Source organism: Roseivirga spongicola (assembly GCF_034376045.1).
Lineage (GTDB): Bacteria > Bacteroidota > Bacteroidia > Cytophagales > Cyclobacteriaceae > Roseivirga > Roseivirga spongicola.
In genome coordinates, this window is sequence record NZ_CP139724.1 from 3,353,738 (window position 1) to 3,368,533 (window position 14,796).

The window sequence follows — 14,796 nt, forward strand, 5'->3', positions numbered from 1 at the left end:
ATTTGCACTCGCTTTAAGCAAAAGCCTCCTTAGCTCAGATGGTAGAGCAACTGACTTGTAATCAGTAGGTCATTGGTTCGATCCCGATAGGAGGCTCTTTGAAGCCTTAAAAGGTAAAAAAAATATTAAAGCGATGCCTCCTTAGCTCAGATGGTAGAGCAACTGACTTGTAATCAGTAGGTCATTGGTTCGATCCCGATAGGAGGCTCAAAAGCCGGTCATTTCTGACTGGCTTTTTTATTTTTATCAACTTTGCATTTTATTCCTACAGATCTAATATTGGCTATTATGCCTTAATAAGGTTTTAAGATCAGAGATAGTCGCGCGATTATTCTCGGTTGACCACTAATCCAAATTGAAAAATCTAAATAGTATTGAGGTTGTCTCAAGACTATATCGTAATATTGCGATACGAAAGATTGATTAATGGGCGTATCTAGAACAGACTTGTTTACGAAGGAACAAAATGGCTTAGCACAAATGGCTAAGGTTTTGGCTCATCCTGCACGCATAGCCATTCTTCAACACCTTATAAAGACCAATGCCTGCATTAACGGAGATTTGGTTCAGGAATTGGGTTTAGCACAAGCTACCATCAGCCAACACTTGAGAGAGTTGAAGGAGATAGGAATCGTTCAAGGCACTATAGAGGGGGTGAGTATGAGTTATTGTATTGCTCCTGAAAAGTGGAATGAGTTTAAGCGTTTGTTTAATGAGCTTTTCGATCAGTTAGAGACTGTGGATAAGAAGAATTGTTGTTAAAAAAATTTGACTTTATTAATCGTAATATTGCAATGAATAGTTTATTGAGATTGCTGTCTATTTCCCCTAAAAAATAAAGACCATTCACTTACAAAGAGATAATTCAATGAGTAATAAAAAATTAAGTTTTCTAGACCAGTACTTAACCTTATGGATTTTTCTAGCCATGGCCATTGGTGTTGGCTTAGGTTATTTTGTGCCTTCCACTTCCAACTTCATTAATTCATTTAGTAGTGGCTCTACCAATGTGCCAATTGCCATTGGATTGATTTTGATGATGTACCCTCCATTAGCAAAAGTGAATTATAAGCTTTTACCTCAGGTATTCAGAAATGTGAAAATTCTATCGATTTCACTGATTCTCAATTGGGTAATCGGTCCTATGTTGATGTTCGCTCTGGCCATGATTTTCCTGCAAGATCATCCGGATTACTTGGTAGGACTTATTCTTATTGGTCTGGCAAGATGCATTGCAATGGTGCTCGTTTGGAACGATTTAGCTGAAGGTAATAGCGAGTATGGGGCTGGTTTAGTAGCCTTAAATAGCGTTTTTCAAGTGTTTGGATATAGTTTTTATGCTTGGCTATTCATTACTAAGTTGCCTCCGTTGTTCGGCATGGAGGGCGCTATTGTCGATATTTCCATTGCTACTATAGCCGAGAGTGTTGCTATTTACTTAGGTGTGCCCTTTATGTTGGGTTTACTCAGTAGGCTTATTCTTGTTAAGTTGAAGGGAGAAAAATGGTATACAGAAAAGTTTATCCCTACCATTTCTCCCATTACATTAATAGCGCTATTATTTACTATTGTAGTGATGTTCTCTCTAAAGGGAGAGCTCATTGTTGAAATTCCACTAGATGTGGTTAGAATTGCCATTCCACTTCTGATATATTTTGGCTTAATGTTCTTCATTGGGTTCTTTTTTAGTAAAGCAATGGGGGCTGAATATGACAAAAATGCCTCTATCGCATTTACAGCTGCAGGAAACAACTTTGAGTTAGCTATTGCAGTAGCTATTGCTGTCTTTGGCTTGAATTCAGGCCAAGCTTTTGCTGGCGTTATTGGTCCGCTAGTAGAAGTTCCGGCACTTATTCTTCTGGTTAGAGTTTCGTTCTGGCTGAAAAAGAAATATTATCATCAATAACGTGATTGATTGAGTTGAAGCATCGAATCGTAATACTTCTTAAATCGGGAGGATAATTCTTGGTACTAAGCTGAAATGGACTTTTGAAGGCAGGTAAAGATGCTTTCAGATTGAATTCCGTTTCTTTATTCTGCCCATTTTAATTTAGTTTTGAACATGCGGTATTTGTTAGTCTTGCTGTCAACTTTTCTAATCGTTGTGTCTTGTAGCTCCTCTAAAGAGCAAGAGAAGCACATTACTGAGATTCCTCCTGAGATGGTACTTATTCCTTCAGGAACATTCACTATGGGAGGCAGGTCTGATCAAGCGTATGCAGATGAATTTCCCCAGCACCAGGTGAAGGTTTCCGCTTTTTTAATGGATGAAACGGAGGTGACGAATGCTCAGTTCAAAGCATTTGTTGAGGCTACTGGTTATGTAACTACTGCAGAAAGGGCTGTAGATTGGGAAGAACTGAAGAAACAGCTTCCTAGTGGAACGCCAAAACCAGCAGACTCCCTTTTGGCTGGTGGGTCACTCATTTTTGAAAAGACGAATAAGCCTGTTGAGCTTAATGACGTGAGCCAATGGTGGGTTTGGACAATCGGAGCTAATTGGCGTCAGCCAGAAGGACCGCACAGTGATATAGAGCAGAAGATGAATCACCCTGTGGTTCATGTCTCTTGGGAAGACGCCAATGCTTATGCTAAATGGGCAGGAAAAAGATTGCCTACTGAAGCTGAGTGGGAGTGGGCTTCTATGGGAGGGTTAGAAAATGCAAAGTACCCTTGGGGTGACGAACCTGTTGAGTCTGCTTATGAAAAGGCCAACTTTTGGCAGGGTGTTTTTCCTTTTCAGAATCACAAGCTCGATGGTTTTGATGCTAGTGCTCCCGTAAAATCATTTCCACCAAATGGATACGGTCTTTACGATATGGCTGGCAACGTATGGGAGTGGTGTATCGATAAATATGATGTTCGAAGTTATACGGTCAACGCCAATAGCGGCTTGTTGGAGAATCCTTCAGGTTCTGAAGAATATTATGACCCGCGTGAACCTCATACTCCGAAACATGTAATTCGAGGTGGTTCCTTTTTGTGTAACGATAGCTATTGCAGCGGCTATCGTACCTCAAGGCGAATGAGTAGCAGCAGAGACTCTGGCTTCAATCACACAGGGTTCAGATGTGCCAGATCCTTGTGATTCCGTGTAAAGAAGAATTGGATTGAAGAATAAGTCAGTACGTTCTATATAGGAAGTCTACAAGTCACATAAATAAATGAACCTTCATCAAATAGTCTTGTTATGCTTGTTGAATATGTGTCTAAATTGGCACCACCTAAAACCATTAACTCTATGAAATTTTTGAAAAAGTATTCACTAATCGTTGTTCTAATCACTTTTATGGCTTCTTGTGGCTCGTCTGATGGAGTCTATTTTGAAAACCTAACCGATGGTCAAGAAGTTTCTTCTACTGTTTTGGTAGAGATGGGTGTTAAAGGAATGGAGATTGAGCCTGCTGGCGAAGTGAACAAGGGTAAAGGTCATCATCATATTATTATTGATGGTGGTTATATGAACACTGGAGAAACTATTCCTGCAGATGCTAACCATATTCATTATGGCAAAGGACAAACCGAAGCTACTATTGAATTGACCCCTGGACAACATACATTGACTTTACAGTTTGCTAATGGCCTTCACCAATCTTATGGTGAGGAGTGGAGCAAGACCATAACTGTGAATGTTAAAGATTAATTATAGCTAAAACTATTACAGCAGATGAGGCTCCAAGGTAATTGGAGCCTTATTCGTTTCAGTATAACTGAATCTATTGTACAGAACATAATTGAAGAGGTGTAGAACTGTTTCTTTTATTTGTAAGCAGAAAATTTTACTTTCAAATGACTTTTACTAAATAACTGACTAATGAAAAAGCTTGTATTATCTCTGTTTGTAATGGCTGCCGTTTGTTGTGTGGGTTCATCGCTTCAAGCACAGTCAGACAATGATGTTGAAAGAATAGATTATTTGGTTGTAGTGGCTAATTCAACTAATAAAGCTGAAAACGAAAAGATACTAGACCAAATGAAGAAGAAATTCAAAGATGCTGGTATGCATTATGATGAGTCTTCTAAACAATACTACGTTTACATAGAAAAATATTACAGCAAGTCTGGAGTAGATTATGCCGTATGGTGGCATAAAAAAGAAAACAAGGATTTGCCAAAAGTATGGGCCAAACCAGTGCCTGTTGAAACAAACTAAAATATGAACCACGCTAAGACGTGGTTTTTTTATGGTCTCCAATTGATTCTCCTGTTAGAATGTAAGTCATTTTTTAAGCTTGTTATCTAGAAGTTGATTTTTGCTAGTATTAAAAACTTGTCGCGCCTTAATTCTCAATAGAATTATCTTTTAGCAATCTTTGTTGGTGGATCTGAAAAGTTCTATACTCAAGTCAATTGTACTTGGTTAAACCAACCACTTTTTGAATGAATCTTACCATTGAAAACATCATTTTAGTTGGCTCATTACTGCTGCTCATCAGTATAATAGCTGGTAAAACAAGCTATAAGCTAGGTATTCCTACCTTGTTGTTGTTCCTCTCTATAGGGATGCTGGCTGGGTCTGAAGGTATTGGTGGTATCTATTTCGATAGTCCTCAGATTGCTCAGTTTATTGGAGTTGTTTCGCTCAACTTTATTTTGTTTTCTGGTGGACTAGATACCAGTTGGGATTCGGTTAAACCTGTACTTAAAGAAGGCTTAGCTCTTTCAACTGTTGGGGTTTTATTGACAGCTTTGGGGCTTGGGACGTTCGTTTACCTAGTGACCGACTTTACTGTTTATGAGAGTCTTTTGTTGGGGTCTATTGTCTCGTCTACAGATGCAGCAGCAGTTTTCTCCATCCTGCGTGGTAAAAAACTAGCGCTTAGAACTAACCTTAGGCCTACGCTAGAGCTTGAAAGCGGTAGTAATGACCCTATGGCTTATGTTTTAACCGTGGCATTTCTATCCTTAGTTGTTAACCAAGATAAGAGCATCTACTCGATCATTCCATTCTTTCTTATGCAAATGAGCATAGGTGCTGTGGCAGGGTTTCTTTTCGGAAAGTTGAGTAAGCTGGTGATCAACAAAATCAAACTAGACTTTGAAGGACTATACCCAGTGTTGGTAATTGCTTTGATGTTCATTACATTTTCTACCACCGATGCCCTAGGCGGAAATGGATTTTTAGCCATTTATATCTGTGCTGTTTACCTCGGAAACTCCAACCTCATCCATAAAAAAACCATTCTGAGAATGTTCGATGGCTTGGCTTGGCTCATGCAAATAGTGCTCTTCTTAACCTTGGGGCTATTGGTTTTTCCAACTCAGATAGTGCCATATATGGGCATAGGGTTGTTAATTTCTCTCTTCCTTATTTTTGTTGCTAGGCCCATTGGTGTGTTTATTTCACTCATGTTTTTTAAAATGAGAATGAGAAGACGCTTCTACATCTCATGGGTGGGCTTGCGAGGAGCGGTACCGATTGTGTTTGCTACTTATCCACTATTAGCTGGAATAGAAAAGGCAAACGTCATTTTCAATATTGTTTTCTTCATTTCCGTTACTTCAGTGCTTATTCAGGGAACTTCTTTGTCTGTTGTAGCGAAATGGCTCAATGTAGGTTTGCCTGAAGAAGATAAGCAGATGTCGCCTACTGATCAGTTACTGGCTGAGCACCCCAAAACGATTATGGAAGAAATCATTATTAAAGAAGGTGGCTTTGCGGCCGGACAGAAGATAGTTGACTTGAATTTTCCTAAAACGGCAATAATTGCGATGATTGAGCGAAATGAAAATTACATTACTCCCAACGGTTCTACTTTAATTGAAGCGAACGATAAGTTGATTGTGCTCACCGATAAGAAGCAAAATTTGGATGAGGTTTATACTGCTTTGAAACTAGCTGATGCTTAGATGTTTTTATCGGGATTTGTCTATAAACTATCTTGAAACTAAGTGGAACAAAACTAAGTCTAGCTACGTTTTAGCCAAGCAACTCGGAGAATATTCAGGTTGAGTATCAAGAATTAGCTTAGTTTAGCATTTGGATTTCATAGCATTGAAAAGTCTTAAAAAATCAGTTTTTACAGCCATTTTATTCCTAGCCTACGGATGGGTATTGCTAGGGAGTAATGTTGTTTTTGCAAATACTGATAGGCCTATTTCAGATTTTCCGGTTGAAGGTGAGAACTACAGTGTTTTAAGTGCCGACTATTTCTTTGCTGCCAGACAATCCCAGTCTTCGATATCCATCAATTTTGGTAATCAGTTCAAAGCAACTGACGGCATTGATAAACTGAATCACACAACTCTGCTAGCCACTAATGATTTAATAATTAGTGAGTTTAGGCAGCAGGATGCTGATGCTGTCAACCGTTTGATCGAATATCGGAAGGCAGACAAACTATACCCTCATCATTACTTTTGGTAAGCCATTTTAGGTTTTAAGGTGAGTCTCATGCAGTGAGGCTTAAAATGCCGGTAGTTTCTACCTACACTATTTTCTACACTTAATTCTTATAAAATGGATTTACAAACAACAATAGTTGGGTTGCTTGTTGCAGCCCTCTGCATATATGTGTTCGTGCTTTTGAACAAAAGCAGAAAGAACAAAGAAAAGATACTTATTAACCAATTGCAGGTGCTGGCTTCAGAGCAAAACGCACTTATTGAAGACCATGAGCTTGGGCTCAATTTCGGATTGGGTATCGATGAGGTGAATAGGTATATATTTTATACCAAAGACAACAAAATTGGCTTTACAAATAAGACCATAGACTTAATGAACGTACGTAAGTGCGAAGTGGCAACGGTAAAGAAAAGGGTAGGAAAAGAAGACTACATAGATAGAATATCTCTTGTCTTCTACCTCATCTCTAGCAATAAAGAAGAACAGATAATAATATTTGATTCAGATGCCACCGCATTACCTAATGGAGAGCCATTAATGGCCAAGAAGTGGGCCGATAGAATTAATGAGCTTTTGAAAGACGCAAAGTCTAATGCTGCATTTCGTGTAGCAGTTTAGGACATATAAAAAGGCTATCTCAAAAGTTGTACCTTGGTTTTACAGTCTTGAGTATCTATTCTTCATTTGGTTAAAGGTTGAATAGATTATTCAGACAAGTAGAAAATGACTCACAAGGTTAGCGTTGAGATAGCCTCTTTTTTTGGAAAGAACTTATCCCTTTAAGGCTTCTGTAATAGTCTTCTGGAATGATTCGTTAAGAAGCCCATAGTCATAAAAGGCCATTCCGTTTGCCTTGGTATCTTTAACTAGTTTAACGGCTTCCGATACTTCTTCTTCGTTTTTATCGGCTAGGTAAAAAGCAGTGTATAAAGGTTTACTACCATTTAAGTCATTAAGACCTTCTTCTGTAGCCCGCTTCATAAAGTCAATGTCTTCATCATAGAACTTGTAATAGATCATTGGAAATACAAAGTCTAAGTTCCATTTGTCCCAGTCTTGTCTTACCATCATTCTGGCTAAAGATGGCGTTGCGAATACTGAAGCAGAAAGCTTCTTACCTTTCTGATGAACACCATCAGCAATTTTATTCACTAGGTTAGTGATTGAGTCGAGCCTAAATTGCCTCCATTTCTCATCTTTACTTGGGTCTTCAAGATCTAGCGGGTCATAGCCTTGTTCGCTCTTAAATTTTGTTCGGCAGTCTTCACAATAACAAAAATCGAATTCAGGCATTTCATGATCTTGAACCAGATCATATTTAGACCATAAGCCTTTAGGGAGAATTACATCACAATATCTAACATAGTCGAGCTGAACACCATTTAGGCCTTCCAGCTCGGCAACTTCCATCATACCGTTGTATACAAACTCTTGAACTTCGGGCTTGGTAGGGCAGAGCCACTGATAGTAATCTACATAAGGTCGAACGTCATAGCTAGAGTTGCCTTCTCGACTGACTGCGTACCATTCTGGATGCTCTTTTGCAGTTTTATCACCGGGTCTGTTCATGGTCCATTGCCAAGCGTGAATTTCTAAGTCATGCTTTTGTGCTGCAGGAATGGCTTTTTCAAGTACAGGTTTACCTCCGCCAACTAATACTCCATAAAAGCCTAATTGCTTTAATCCCTCGAATTCTTTATCCCAATCAGCTTCAGATTTTTCGCCACCGCCAGTCCATATCCAGAGTTTGAAATCTTCAGGGTTTTCTGATTCGCATGATTGAAATAGGATAGGGGCGCCAAGTACTGCTGCCGATCCTAAGCCTAGATTTTTAATAAATTCTCTTTTGTTCATTTACTTATACTGTTTCACCCAAAGTGGATTGATAGGTTAAATCAAATTACGAGTGCGATTGAGATAACTACTTAAATTCTTTCCAAAGCCTTCCTGTCTCGTCCATGTGCCACAGAATTGCTGCATTGAAGGGGTGTTGCATAATTGCATGGTATCTGTAGGCATTTCCTTCAACCTCCCAAACAATTGGCCTGCCTACATTGAATGTTTTTGTTTCTAGCAGGTCTGTCTTACTGGAGCTATAGCTTCCCGATTCTCTTTTAATGTCTTTCTGTTTTCGATGAATAAAACTGAGTAATTGTCGCACTTCTTCCGATCCGAAATCTGAAACGAACTGGTCGGTTTCTCCAACTTTCTTACCCGAGAAGTATAACTGTCCCCAAAACTCAGGCTCATGCATGGCAATGGCTCTCTGAGGCGACCAAACCCAATTGTGTTCAACAGGTTTCCCTCTTTCTTTATTCACCACTTTTACATATTGGCCATTCTTAATTTCAGTATCCCATTGAACGCGAGAAAAGTTTAATCTCCAAGTATCTCCTGGTTGCGGATGGCCGCCCCTTGCAGCCGCTTCTTCTAAAGTAGTCCAAGGCATGGCCACTTCAATAGCCCAATATTTATCCTTATCTGAAGGGTCATTCAGGGTGCCTTCAATATGAACTGCCGATTTAAGTCCGTTGATGTTCCAATTGTCTATGGCCTGGCCTTGATCTCTATATGGCCTTGTTAACATCAGATCCCAAACCGTGTTAAATGCATTGACTTCGTATTCGTAATAAGAATGCGTATCTCCGTCAGGGTCAATAAATATTTCAAAGTCATTATCGTAGAAGATTACCGTATCTCTTTCTTTCAGCTTCGCCCAAACATGTGGTTCCTCTAATTCAGCATAGAAGTAAAGATAGTCTTCATCCCAGAGCATTTTCACTCTAGTTTTATGGTAAGGCTTGGGGCGTTTGTTGCCCTCAATATCTACGAACTCATCTGTCCACTGAGCTAATTGCCATGACTCTTCGCTAGGCAATCCATCAATTTTAAGTTCTCCAATGGTCTGTTTGCAGATGTATGCTCTACTTTCTATTAAAGGATATTGAGCATGGGCAGAAAGGCATAAGAGAAGCCCTGCAAGAAGTGTTAGTTGTAGTTTAAGCATAAAAAATCCTCTCCGTTTAAAGAGAGGATTCAATATCTTAAAATAGTCTAAGCTTTAAAAAAGGTTTATACCAAAGTATGTTTTTAATACTGTAATTATAAAGATGAAAGCCAAAATAGTTGGTGCTAAATAGCTGATAGCAAAATGAAGGTATTTCTGAACAAATGAACCTTTGTAGTTTGGTGAGCCATTGGCTAACTCTTCGTCTAAATTGTGCTTCTTCCATACGTGTGCTGCGAAGAATACAATTAAACAACCTCCTAGCGGAAGGAATGAATCATTCGCTACATTGGCTATAAAGCTCAAGAAGTCAGTTGCACTTTCAGCACCTGGGTAAGTAATAAAGTTGCTGAAGAAGTCAGAGTATCCATTTCCTAACAATGAAGGAATTCCAATCAAGTAGATAAGTCCGGCAACAATCCAAACAGCTTTCTTTCTAGCTAACTTCTTCTCATCTACAACGTAGGCTACAGGAACCTCTAGCAGAGAAACAGTTGAAGTTAGAGCGGCAAAACAAAGTAGTACAAAGAATACTGTACCAGCAATTGCTCCTAAAGAACCTCCAATGGTACCGAATATCTGAGGGAGCGTTACAAAGATGAGGGCAGGGCCACTACCTACACCATCCATTGAGCCTTCGCTCATAAACCCGATGAGTGGGAAGATCATCATACCAGCTATAACAGCAATACCAACATCGGCTAGTGTAATGAATGCTGCAGCAGAAACTATATTTTCTTTTTTGTTTACGTAAGAACCGTAGGTGATTAGCGCACCCATTCCTAATGAAAGAGAGAAGAAAGCCTGACCAAGTGCGTTGGTTACTACTTCGGCATTAATCTCAGAGAAATCTGGAATTAGATAGAACTTCAAACCCTCAATAGCATTTGGAAGAGTAAGAGAGTAAACCACTAAAGCTAAAATCATGATGATTAATGTTGGCATTAAGAATTTTGCAGCCTTCTCGATACCACCAGAAACCCCTTTCGAAACCACGTAAGCTGTGGTAACCATAAAGAGAAGTCCGTAGGCTCCAACCTTGAAAACGTCTTTTACAAATTCTCCGAACTGATCTGCAATTCCGAAGTTTCCAGAAGCCATTTCAAAGATGTAACCAAATGCCCAACCAGCGATGACATTATAAAAGGAGAGGATTAAGAAACCACTAAAGATTCCCATTTTACCCACGAAGTTCCATTTTTTGTAGCCTAAGGCGTTAAATGCCCCAACTGGGTTTTTCTCAGTTTTTCTACCAATGGCTATTTCAGTAATCATTACCGGATAACACAAAATGAAACAGAAAATCAGGTACATTACCACAAATGCGGCACCACCACCTTGTCCTACTTCATATGGGAAACCCCAAATGTTACCTAAACCAACTGCCGAACCTGCTGCGGCAGCAATAAAACCGAGTCTGCTTGAAAATCCTCCTCTAGTTGCCATTCATTAAAATTTTAAAACCCGAATATATGTGTTTCTGCACAGTTATAATGGGCATCCATATAAAAATCTAAAAAAGCTTATCAGAACCAATAGAAGTTAAAATAGAATGTAGGTTGATCAAAATTGTATATACTTGAAACCGAACAAAAGCTGAATCAATGCCTTACTTTACCAACGATGCTATTGTACTAGGTCTTCTCATTATGGTTGTGGCCTGGGTATTTTACACATCGAGCTCTCAAAAGCCATTTTGGAAGAAGTTCTACACCTTTGTACCAAGCATTTTGCTTTGCTATTTTCTACCTGCGCTGCTCAATTGGCCATTCGGACTGATTGATGGCGAAGAGTCAAATCTTTACTTTGTAGCCTCTAGGTATTTATTGCCGGCTTCCCTAGTTCTACTTTGTTTGAGTATAGATCTAAAAGGAATTCTGAACCTTGGTCCCAAGGCAATCATTATGTTTTTGGCTGCTACCTTTGGCATTGTGCTAGGCGGACCATTGGCAATTCTACTCATTTCTACCATTGCGCCTAGTGTGCTAGATGTTGGTGATGGTCAAGAGGTGTGGCGAGGTCTTACTACTGTGGCTGGTAGTTGGATTGGCGGTGGGGCCAATCAAGCTTCTATGAAAGAAATTTTCGAAGTAGGTGACGACTTGTTTGCTACTATGATTGTGGTAGATGTAATCTGTGCCAACATTTGGACGGGCTTTTTGCTTTACGGTGCGAGTATCACCAAGAAAATTGATGCATGGTTAAAATCAGATACTTCTGCTATTGATGATTTAAAAAGCCGAGTAGAAAAGTATCAGGCTAGTATTGCAAAAATTCCTACTCTACCAGAAACCTATGTTATTCTCGCCCTTGCTTTTGGAGGGACTGCCTTAGCTCATTGGGGTTCAGATGTTATTTCACCCATGCTTGAAGAGCGAAAAGAATGGTTAGCGAAATACTCTTTAGAGTCACTAGCTTCTGGCTTCTTCTGGTTGGTTGTTATTGCAACTACTATAGGAGTGGGGCTTTCATTCACAAAGTTTAGAAAGTATGAAGGTGCTGGTGCTTCCAGATTAGGCAGTGTGTTCATCTTTATTCTGGTGGCCACTATTGGTATGAAGATGAATATTCAGGAGATATTCGACAATATGGGGCTATTCCTGATTGGAATTACCTGGATGTTGTTCCATGTAATTATAATGATAGTGGTAGCTAAATTAGTGAAAGCACCATTCTTCTTTGTAGCCGTAGGAAGTCAGGCCAACGTAGGTGGTGCAGCTTCAGCACCAGTAGTAGCATCTGCTTTTAGTCCTGCTTTAGCACCTGTTGGTGTGTTATTGGCAGTGCTAGGTTATGCCTTAGGAACTTACGGTGCACTTTTATGCGCTTGGATGATGGAAAGAGCCTCAATGTTTTGAGCGGCTGTCTAATTCAGTTTTAATCTTTTTTCTAATTCCTCCAAAAGCCATAAACGGATAGGCAATTCCGACAATAAGAAATAAAGGTATAATCTGATACCCTTGTGTGGCATTTTTGGAAAATGACACCACTGCTACGGCTACAGAAGCTACAAGCGCGGCAATAAAAATGCCTAGTTGTAGCTTCTTAAATTTGTTCAACTTACGAGAGAGCTCGTCATTGCTCAATTCTGAATATTCGTTTTGATCACTCATGAGTTGAAAATCTCTTTTTCAGCCGAAATGTTTAGTAAGTTTCAAGAATCTGGAAGAGTTCATCGAGTTTTGGTGTAAGGATGATTTCCGTTCTTCTATTCAAAGCCTTGTTTTCAGGGGTGTTGTTTACGGCAACAGGAGAAAACTCACCTCTGCCCGAAGCGGTAATAGTCTCTGGGCTTACACCGTTGCTTACTAAAATTCTAACAATAGAAGTGGCTCTCATTACACTTAAATCCCAGTTATCATTCATGTATTGAGAAGCTCTAGAAATTGGCACATTGTCCGTATGGCCTTCCACCATAATATTTATTTCGCTATTTCCTTTAAGTGCAGCAGCGAGTTGTTTTAGCGCGTTTGCTCCTTGGGCATCAACTTTTGTGCTTCCAGAACCAAAAAGGAGCTTTTCGGCCAATGAAACATATACTTTTCCATTCTTTACTTCTACTGTGAGCTCATTCTCGTTGAAGTTGAGTAAAGCATCGGTTACTCTTTTCTTCAATTGTTGAACAGCCGCATCTTTATCCGCAATCAATTTCTCTAATTCGGCTACCCGGGCTTCTCTTTTAGAAAGATCTTCGGCCAGTTCTTGATTCTTCTTCCTTTCAATTTCCAGATCGTCTTGAATAGCCAAAAGCCTTTGTTGCTGTTGAGCCAAGTCAGAGTTCAACTGGCTGCTGTTAGAAAGTAGATTGTCGTATAACTGCTTTACTCGCTCATAATTTCCTTTTACAGTATTATACTCTTTAGTCAATACATCGAGATCGTTTTGAGTAGCTTCATTTTTGGCTTTGTATTCTTCTACCTGAACCTCTAGTCTGCTGATTTTCTCTTCAGCAATCTCCAGGTTTTCTTTGAGTGAAGCGTTTTCGTTCTCTAGGTTGGTTTTTTCATTAAAAAGAGCATCGAATTCTTTCTTGGCCACACAAGAGCTAAGCATAATAGATGTGGCTAAGGCAAATAATATTTGAGTTTTAAGACGTTTCATGTTGTTGCTTATATAAAGCAAATATGCTGAATTCATCTGAGAATTGATTGAGCCCTTGGCTTGTTTTGACTTTTAAAGGATAGCCCTAAAAAATGTTATGCATGCAGAGAATATTTTTGATATCTTGAAGGTTCACTCACTTTAGAAAAACGGATAAATGAGAACTGATGGAATGTTAAAAGATGGTGCGCTCAAAGGGCAAACCATTATTGTTACAGGTGGTGGAACAGGTTTAGGCCGATCTATGGGCAAGTATTTTTTGGAGCTTGGAGCCAATTTGGTAATCACAAGTAGAAAGATTGAGGTACTTGAAAAGTCGGCTAAAGAGTTGGAAGAGGAGACGGGAGGAACCGTGTTACCGGTACAATGCGATGTGCGAGATTACGAGCAGGTAGAAAATGTGCTGAAGGTGACTGAAGAGCGTTTCGGTCAAATTAATGGTCTTTTGAATAATGCAGCCGGTAACTTTGTAAGCCCAACAGAACGACTTTCCAATAGAGCTTTCGATACCATCATAGATATTGTGCTAAAGGGTACAACCAATTTTACCCTTGCCTTAGGGAAGAAGTGGATTGAGCAAAAACAGGCTGGTACGGTTCTCAATATTGTAACCACTTATGCCTGGACAGGCTCTGGTTATGTGGTGCCATCTGCTTGTGCTAAAGCCGGAGTGCTTTCTATGACGAGATCATTAGCCGTTGAATGGGCTAAGTATAAAATCAGGCTAAATGCTATTGCCCCTGGGCCATTCCCGACAGAAGGCGCTTGGAGTAGGCTGTTGCCAGGTGACTTAGTGAAGAAGTTTGACCCAGCAAAGCTAGTGCCTGTAGGTAGAGTAGGAGAGCACCAAGAGCTAGCTAACCTAGCGGCTTATCTAATGTCAGATTATTCTGCCTATGTAAATGGAGAAGTAGTGACCATTGATGGTGGCGAATGGCTAATGGGTGCTGGTGAGTTCAGTCACCTAGAAAAGATTCCTCAAGAGATGTGGGATATGCTAGAAGCTTCTAGAGGAAAAAAGCCATAAGCCCCAAGCTACTTTGGGGCTACTGGAAAGCCAAACGAAAGGTTAAGAAGATTGATCTTTAGCTCAAGGTTTAAACCTTGATGACCGGTATAAGAAATCTCACCTTTCTGCCGTAGTGACTGGTGCTTGCCGAAGCCCTCGTTGGTGTTTTCACCAACGAGTCTCTAAGCATGACTCATCAGATTTGTTGGTCAAGACCAACAAAGGTGTAGGTGCGTACTTCAAGTGAATCTAAATACTACGTACTATTATCTCTTTAGTGGAGGCTTCTACTGGAATGCAGCCTCTCTGAAAGTAATATTGATTCCTAGCCCT

15 protein-coding genes and 2 tRNA genes are annotated in these 14,796 nt (G+C 39.8%); 12 read left to right on the top strand and 5 right to left on the bottom strand.

Features of this window, described 5'->3' with window-relative positions:
- Positions 1-23 precede the first annotated feature (23 nt).
- The 10 genes from T7867_RS15050 to T7867_RS15095 all read left to right on the top strand — a co-directional run bounded on the left by T7867_RS15050 (position 24) and on the right by T7867_RS15095 (position 6,964).
- Positions 24-96, top strand: a tRNA-Thr gene (locus tag T7867_RS15050).
- Positions 97-135: 39 nt separating this feature from the next.
- Positions 136-208 (top strand) — tRNA-Thr (locus T7867_RS15055).
- Positions 209-426: 218 nt separating this feature from the next.
- On the top strand, positions 427-762 hold the full coding sequence (locus T7867_RS15060; RefSeq protein WP_068222635.1) for an ArsR/SmtB family transcription factor: 336 nt from the start codon (positions 427-429) through the stop codon (positions 760-762).
- A gap of 106 nt (positions 763-868) precedes the next feature.
- Positions 869-1,906 (top strand): ACR3 family arsenite efflux transporter, encoded by a 1,038-nt coding sequence (gene arsB / locus T7867_RS15065; RefSeq protein WP_068222632.1) that lies wholly within the window; start codon positions 869-871, stop codon positions 1,904-1,906.
- A gap of 156 nt (positions 1,907-2,062) precedes the next feature.
- A complete protein-coding gene (locus tag T7867_RS15070; protein ID WP_068222630.1) occupies positions 2,063-3,088 on the top strand; it encodes a formylglycine-generating enzyme family protein in 1,026 nt (341 codons plus the stop codon).
- Between the two features lie 153 nt (positions 3,089-3,241).
- Entirely contained in the window at positions 3,242-3,643 is a 402-nt protein-coding gene (locus T7867_RS15075; RefSeq protein WP_068224185.1) for a DUF4399 domain-containing protein, read from the top strand.
- A 171-nt stretch (positions 3,644-3,814) separates the two neighbouring features.
- Entirely contained in the window at positions 3,815-4,153 is a 339-nt protein-coding gene (locus tag T7867_RS15080) for a hypothetical protein (RefSeq protein WP_322299509.1), read from the top strand.
- A gap of 227 nt (positions 4,154-4,380) precedes the next feature.
- Positions 4,381-5,850, top strand: a complete 1,470-nt coding sequence (locus T7867_RS15085) for a potassium/proton antiporter (protein WP_273513511.1) — start codon at positions 4,381-4,383, stop codon at positions 5,848-5,850.
- Positions 5,851-5,995: 145 nt separating this feature from the next.
- Positions 5,996-6,367, top strand: a complete 372-nt coding sequence (locus T7867_RS15090) for a hypothetical protein (RefSeq protein WP_273513509.1) — start codon at positions 5,996-5,998, stop codon at positions 6,365-6,367.
- 93 nt (positions 6,368-6,460) lie between these two features.
- The gene (locus T7867_RS15095) at positions 6,461-6,964 is read left to right on the top strand and encodes a hypothetical protein (RefSeq protein ID WP_273513507.1); all 504 of its coding nucleotides are present in this window, start codon (positions 6,461-6,463) and stop codon (positions 6,962-6,964) included.
- 153 nt (positions 6,965-7,117) lie between these two features.
- Here the strand turns inward: T7867_RS15095 and T7867_RS15100 are convergent, their stop codons facing one another.
- The 3 genes from T7867_RS15100 to T7867_RS15110 all read right to left on the bottom strand — a co-directional run bounded on the left by T7867_RS15100 (position 7,118) and on the right by T7867_RS15110 (position 10,799).
- Positions 7,118-8,200, bottom strand: coding sequence for a family 10 glycosylhydrolase (locus T7867_RS15100; RefSeq protein WP_273513505.1), 1,083 nt, complete (start codon positions 8,198-8,200; stop codon positions 7,118-7,120).
- Positions 8,201-8,267: 67 nt separating this feature from the next.
- Positions 8,268-9,353 (bottom strand): carbohydrate-binding family 9-like protein, encoded by a 1,086-nt coding sequence (locus tag T7867_RS15105; RefSeq protein ID WP_068222614.1) that lies wholly within the window; start codon positions 9,351-9,353, stop codon positions 8,268-8,270.
- Between the two features lie 54 nt (positions 9,354-9,407).
- Positions 9,408-10,799, bottom strand: coding sequence for a sodium-dependent transporter (locus T7867_RS15110; protein ID WP_068222611.1), 1,392 nt, complete (start codon positions 10,797-10,799; stop codon positions 9,408-9,410).
- Between the two features lie 158 nt (positions 10,800-10,957).
- On the opposite strand from T7867_RS15110, the gene T7867_RS15115 reads away from it, so the two are divergent.
- Complete coding sequence (locus T7867_RS15115; protein ID WP_068222608.1) at positions 10,958-12,211, top strand: DUF819 family protein; 1,254 nt, start codon at positions 10,958-10,960, stop codon at positions 12,209-12,211.
- Here the strand turns inward: T7867_RS15115 and T7867_RS15120 are convergent.
- Both T7867_RS15120 and T7867_RS15125 read right to left on the bottom strand, forming a co-directional pair.
- On the bottom strand, positions 12,200-12,466 hold the full coding sequence (locus tag T7867_RS15120) for a hypothetical protein (protein WP_068222605.1): 267 nt from the start codon (positions 12,464-12,466) through the stop codon (positions 12,200-12,202). The genes T7867_RS15115 and T7867_RS15120 overlap by 12 nt on opposite strands.
- Before the next feature lie 31 nt (positions 12,467-12,497).
- Complete coding sequence (locus T7867_RS15125) at positions 12,498-13,454, bottom strand: OmpA family protein (RefSeq protein ID WP_068222602.1); 957 nt, start codon at positions 13,452-13,454, stop codon at positions 12,498-12,500.
- 157 nt (positions 13,455-13,611) lie between these two features.
- Here T7867_RS15125 and T7867_RS15130 point away from each other — a divergent pair, with 157 nt between their 5' ends.
- Positions 13,612-14,481, top strand: coding sequence for an SDR family oxidoreductase (locus T7867_RS15130; RefSeq protein ID WP_068222599.1), 870 nt, complete (start codon positions 13,612-13,614; stop codon positions 14,479-14,481).
- Positions 14,482-14,796 lie beyond the last annotated feature (315 nt).

Bases quoted from the DNA above. Each gene is read 5' to 3' on its own strand.
- T7867_RS15130 (WP_068222599.1), top strand. From the start codon at position 13,612: ATGAGAACTGATGGAATGTTAAAAGATGGTGCGCTCAAAGGGCAAACC.
- T7867_RS15075 (WP_068224185.1), top strand. From the start codon at position 3,242: ATGAAATTTTTGAAAAAGTATTCACTAATCGTTGTTCTAATCACTTTT.
- T7867_RS15070 (WP_068222630.1), top strand. From the start codon at position 2,063: ATGCGGTATTTGTTAGTCTTGCTGTCAACTTTTCTAATCGTTGTGTCT.
- T7867_RS15085 (WP_273513511.1), top strand. From the start codon at position 4,381: ATGAATCTTACCATTGAAAACATCATTTTAGTTGGCTCATTACTGCTG.
- T7867_RS15110 (WP_068222611.1), bottom strand. From the start codon at position 10,799: ATGGCAACTAGAGGAGGATTTTCAAGCAGACTCGGTTTTATTGCTGCC.
- T7867_RS15060 (WP_068222635.1), top strand. From the start codon at position 427: ATGGGCGTATCTAGAACAGACTTGTTTACGAAGGAACAAAATGGCTTA.
- T7867_RS15120 (WP_068222605.1), bottom strand. From the start codon at position 12,466: ATGAGTGATCAAAACGAATATTCAGAATTGAGCAATGACGAGCTCTCT.
- T7867_RS15100 (WP_273513505.1), bottom strand. From the start codon at position 8,200: ATGAACAAAAGAGAATTTATTAAAAATCTAGGCTTAGGATCGGCAGCA.
- T7867_RS15080 (WP_322299509.1), top strand. From the start codon at position 3,815: ATGAAAAAGCTTGTATTATCTCTGTTTGTAATGGCTGCCGTTTGTTGT.
- T7867_RS15125 (WP_068222602.1), bottom strand. From the start codon at position 13,454: ATGAAACGTCTTAAAACTCAAATATTATTTGCCTTAGCCACATCTATT.
- T7867_RS15095 (WP_273513507.1), top strand. From the start codon at position 6,461: ATGGATTTACAAACAACAATAGTTGGGTTGCTTGTTGCAGCCCTCTGC.
- arsB (WP_068222632.1), top strand. From the start codon at position 869: ATGAGTAATAAAAAATTAAGTTTTCTAGACCAGTACTTAACCTTATGG.
- T7867_RS15105 (WP_068222614.1), bottom strand. From the start codon at position 9,353: ATGCTTAAACTACAACTAACACTTCTTGCAGGGCTTCTCTTATGCCTT.
- T7867_RS15115 (WP_068222608.1), top strand. From the start codon at position 10,958: ATGCCTTACTTTACCAACGATGCTATTGTACTAGGTCTTCTCATTATG.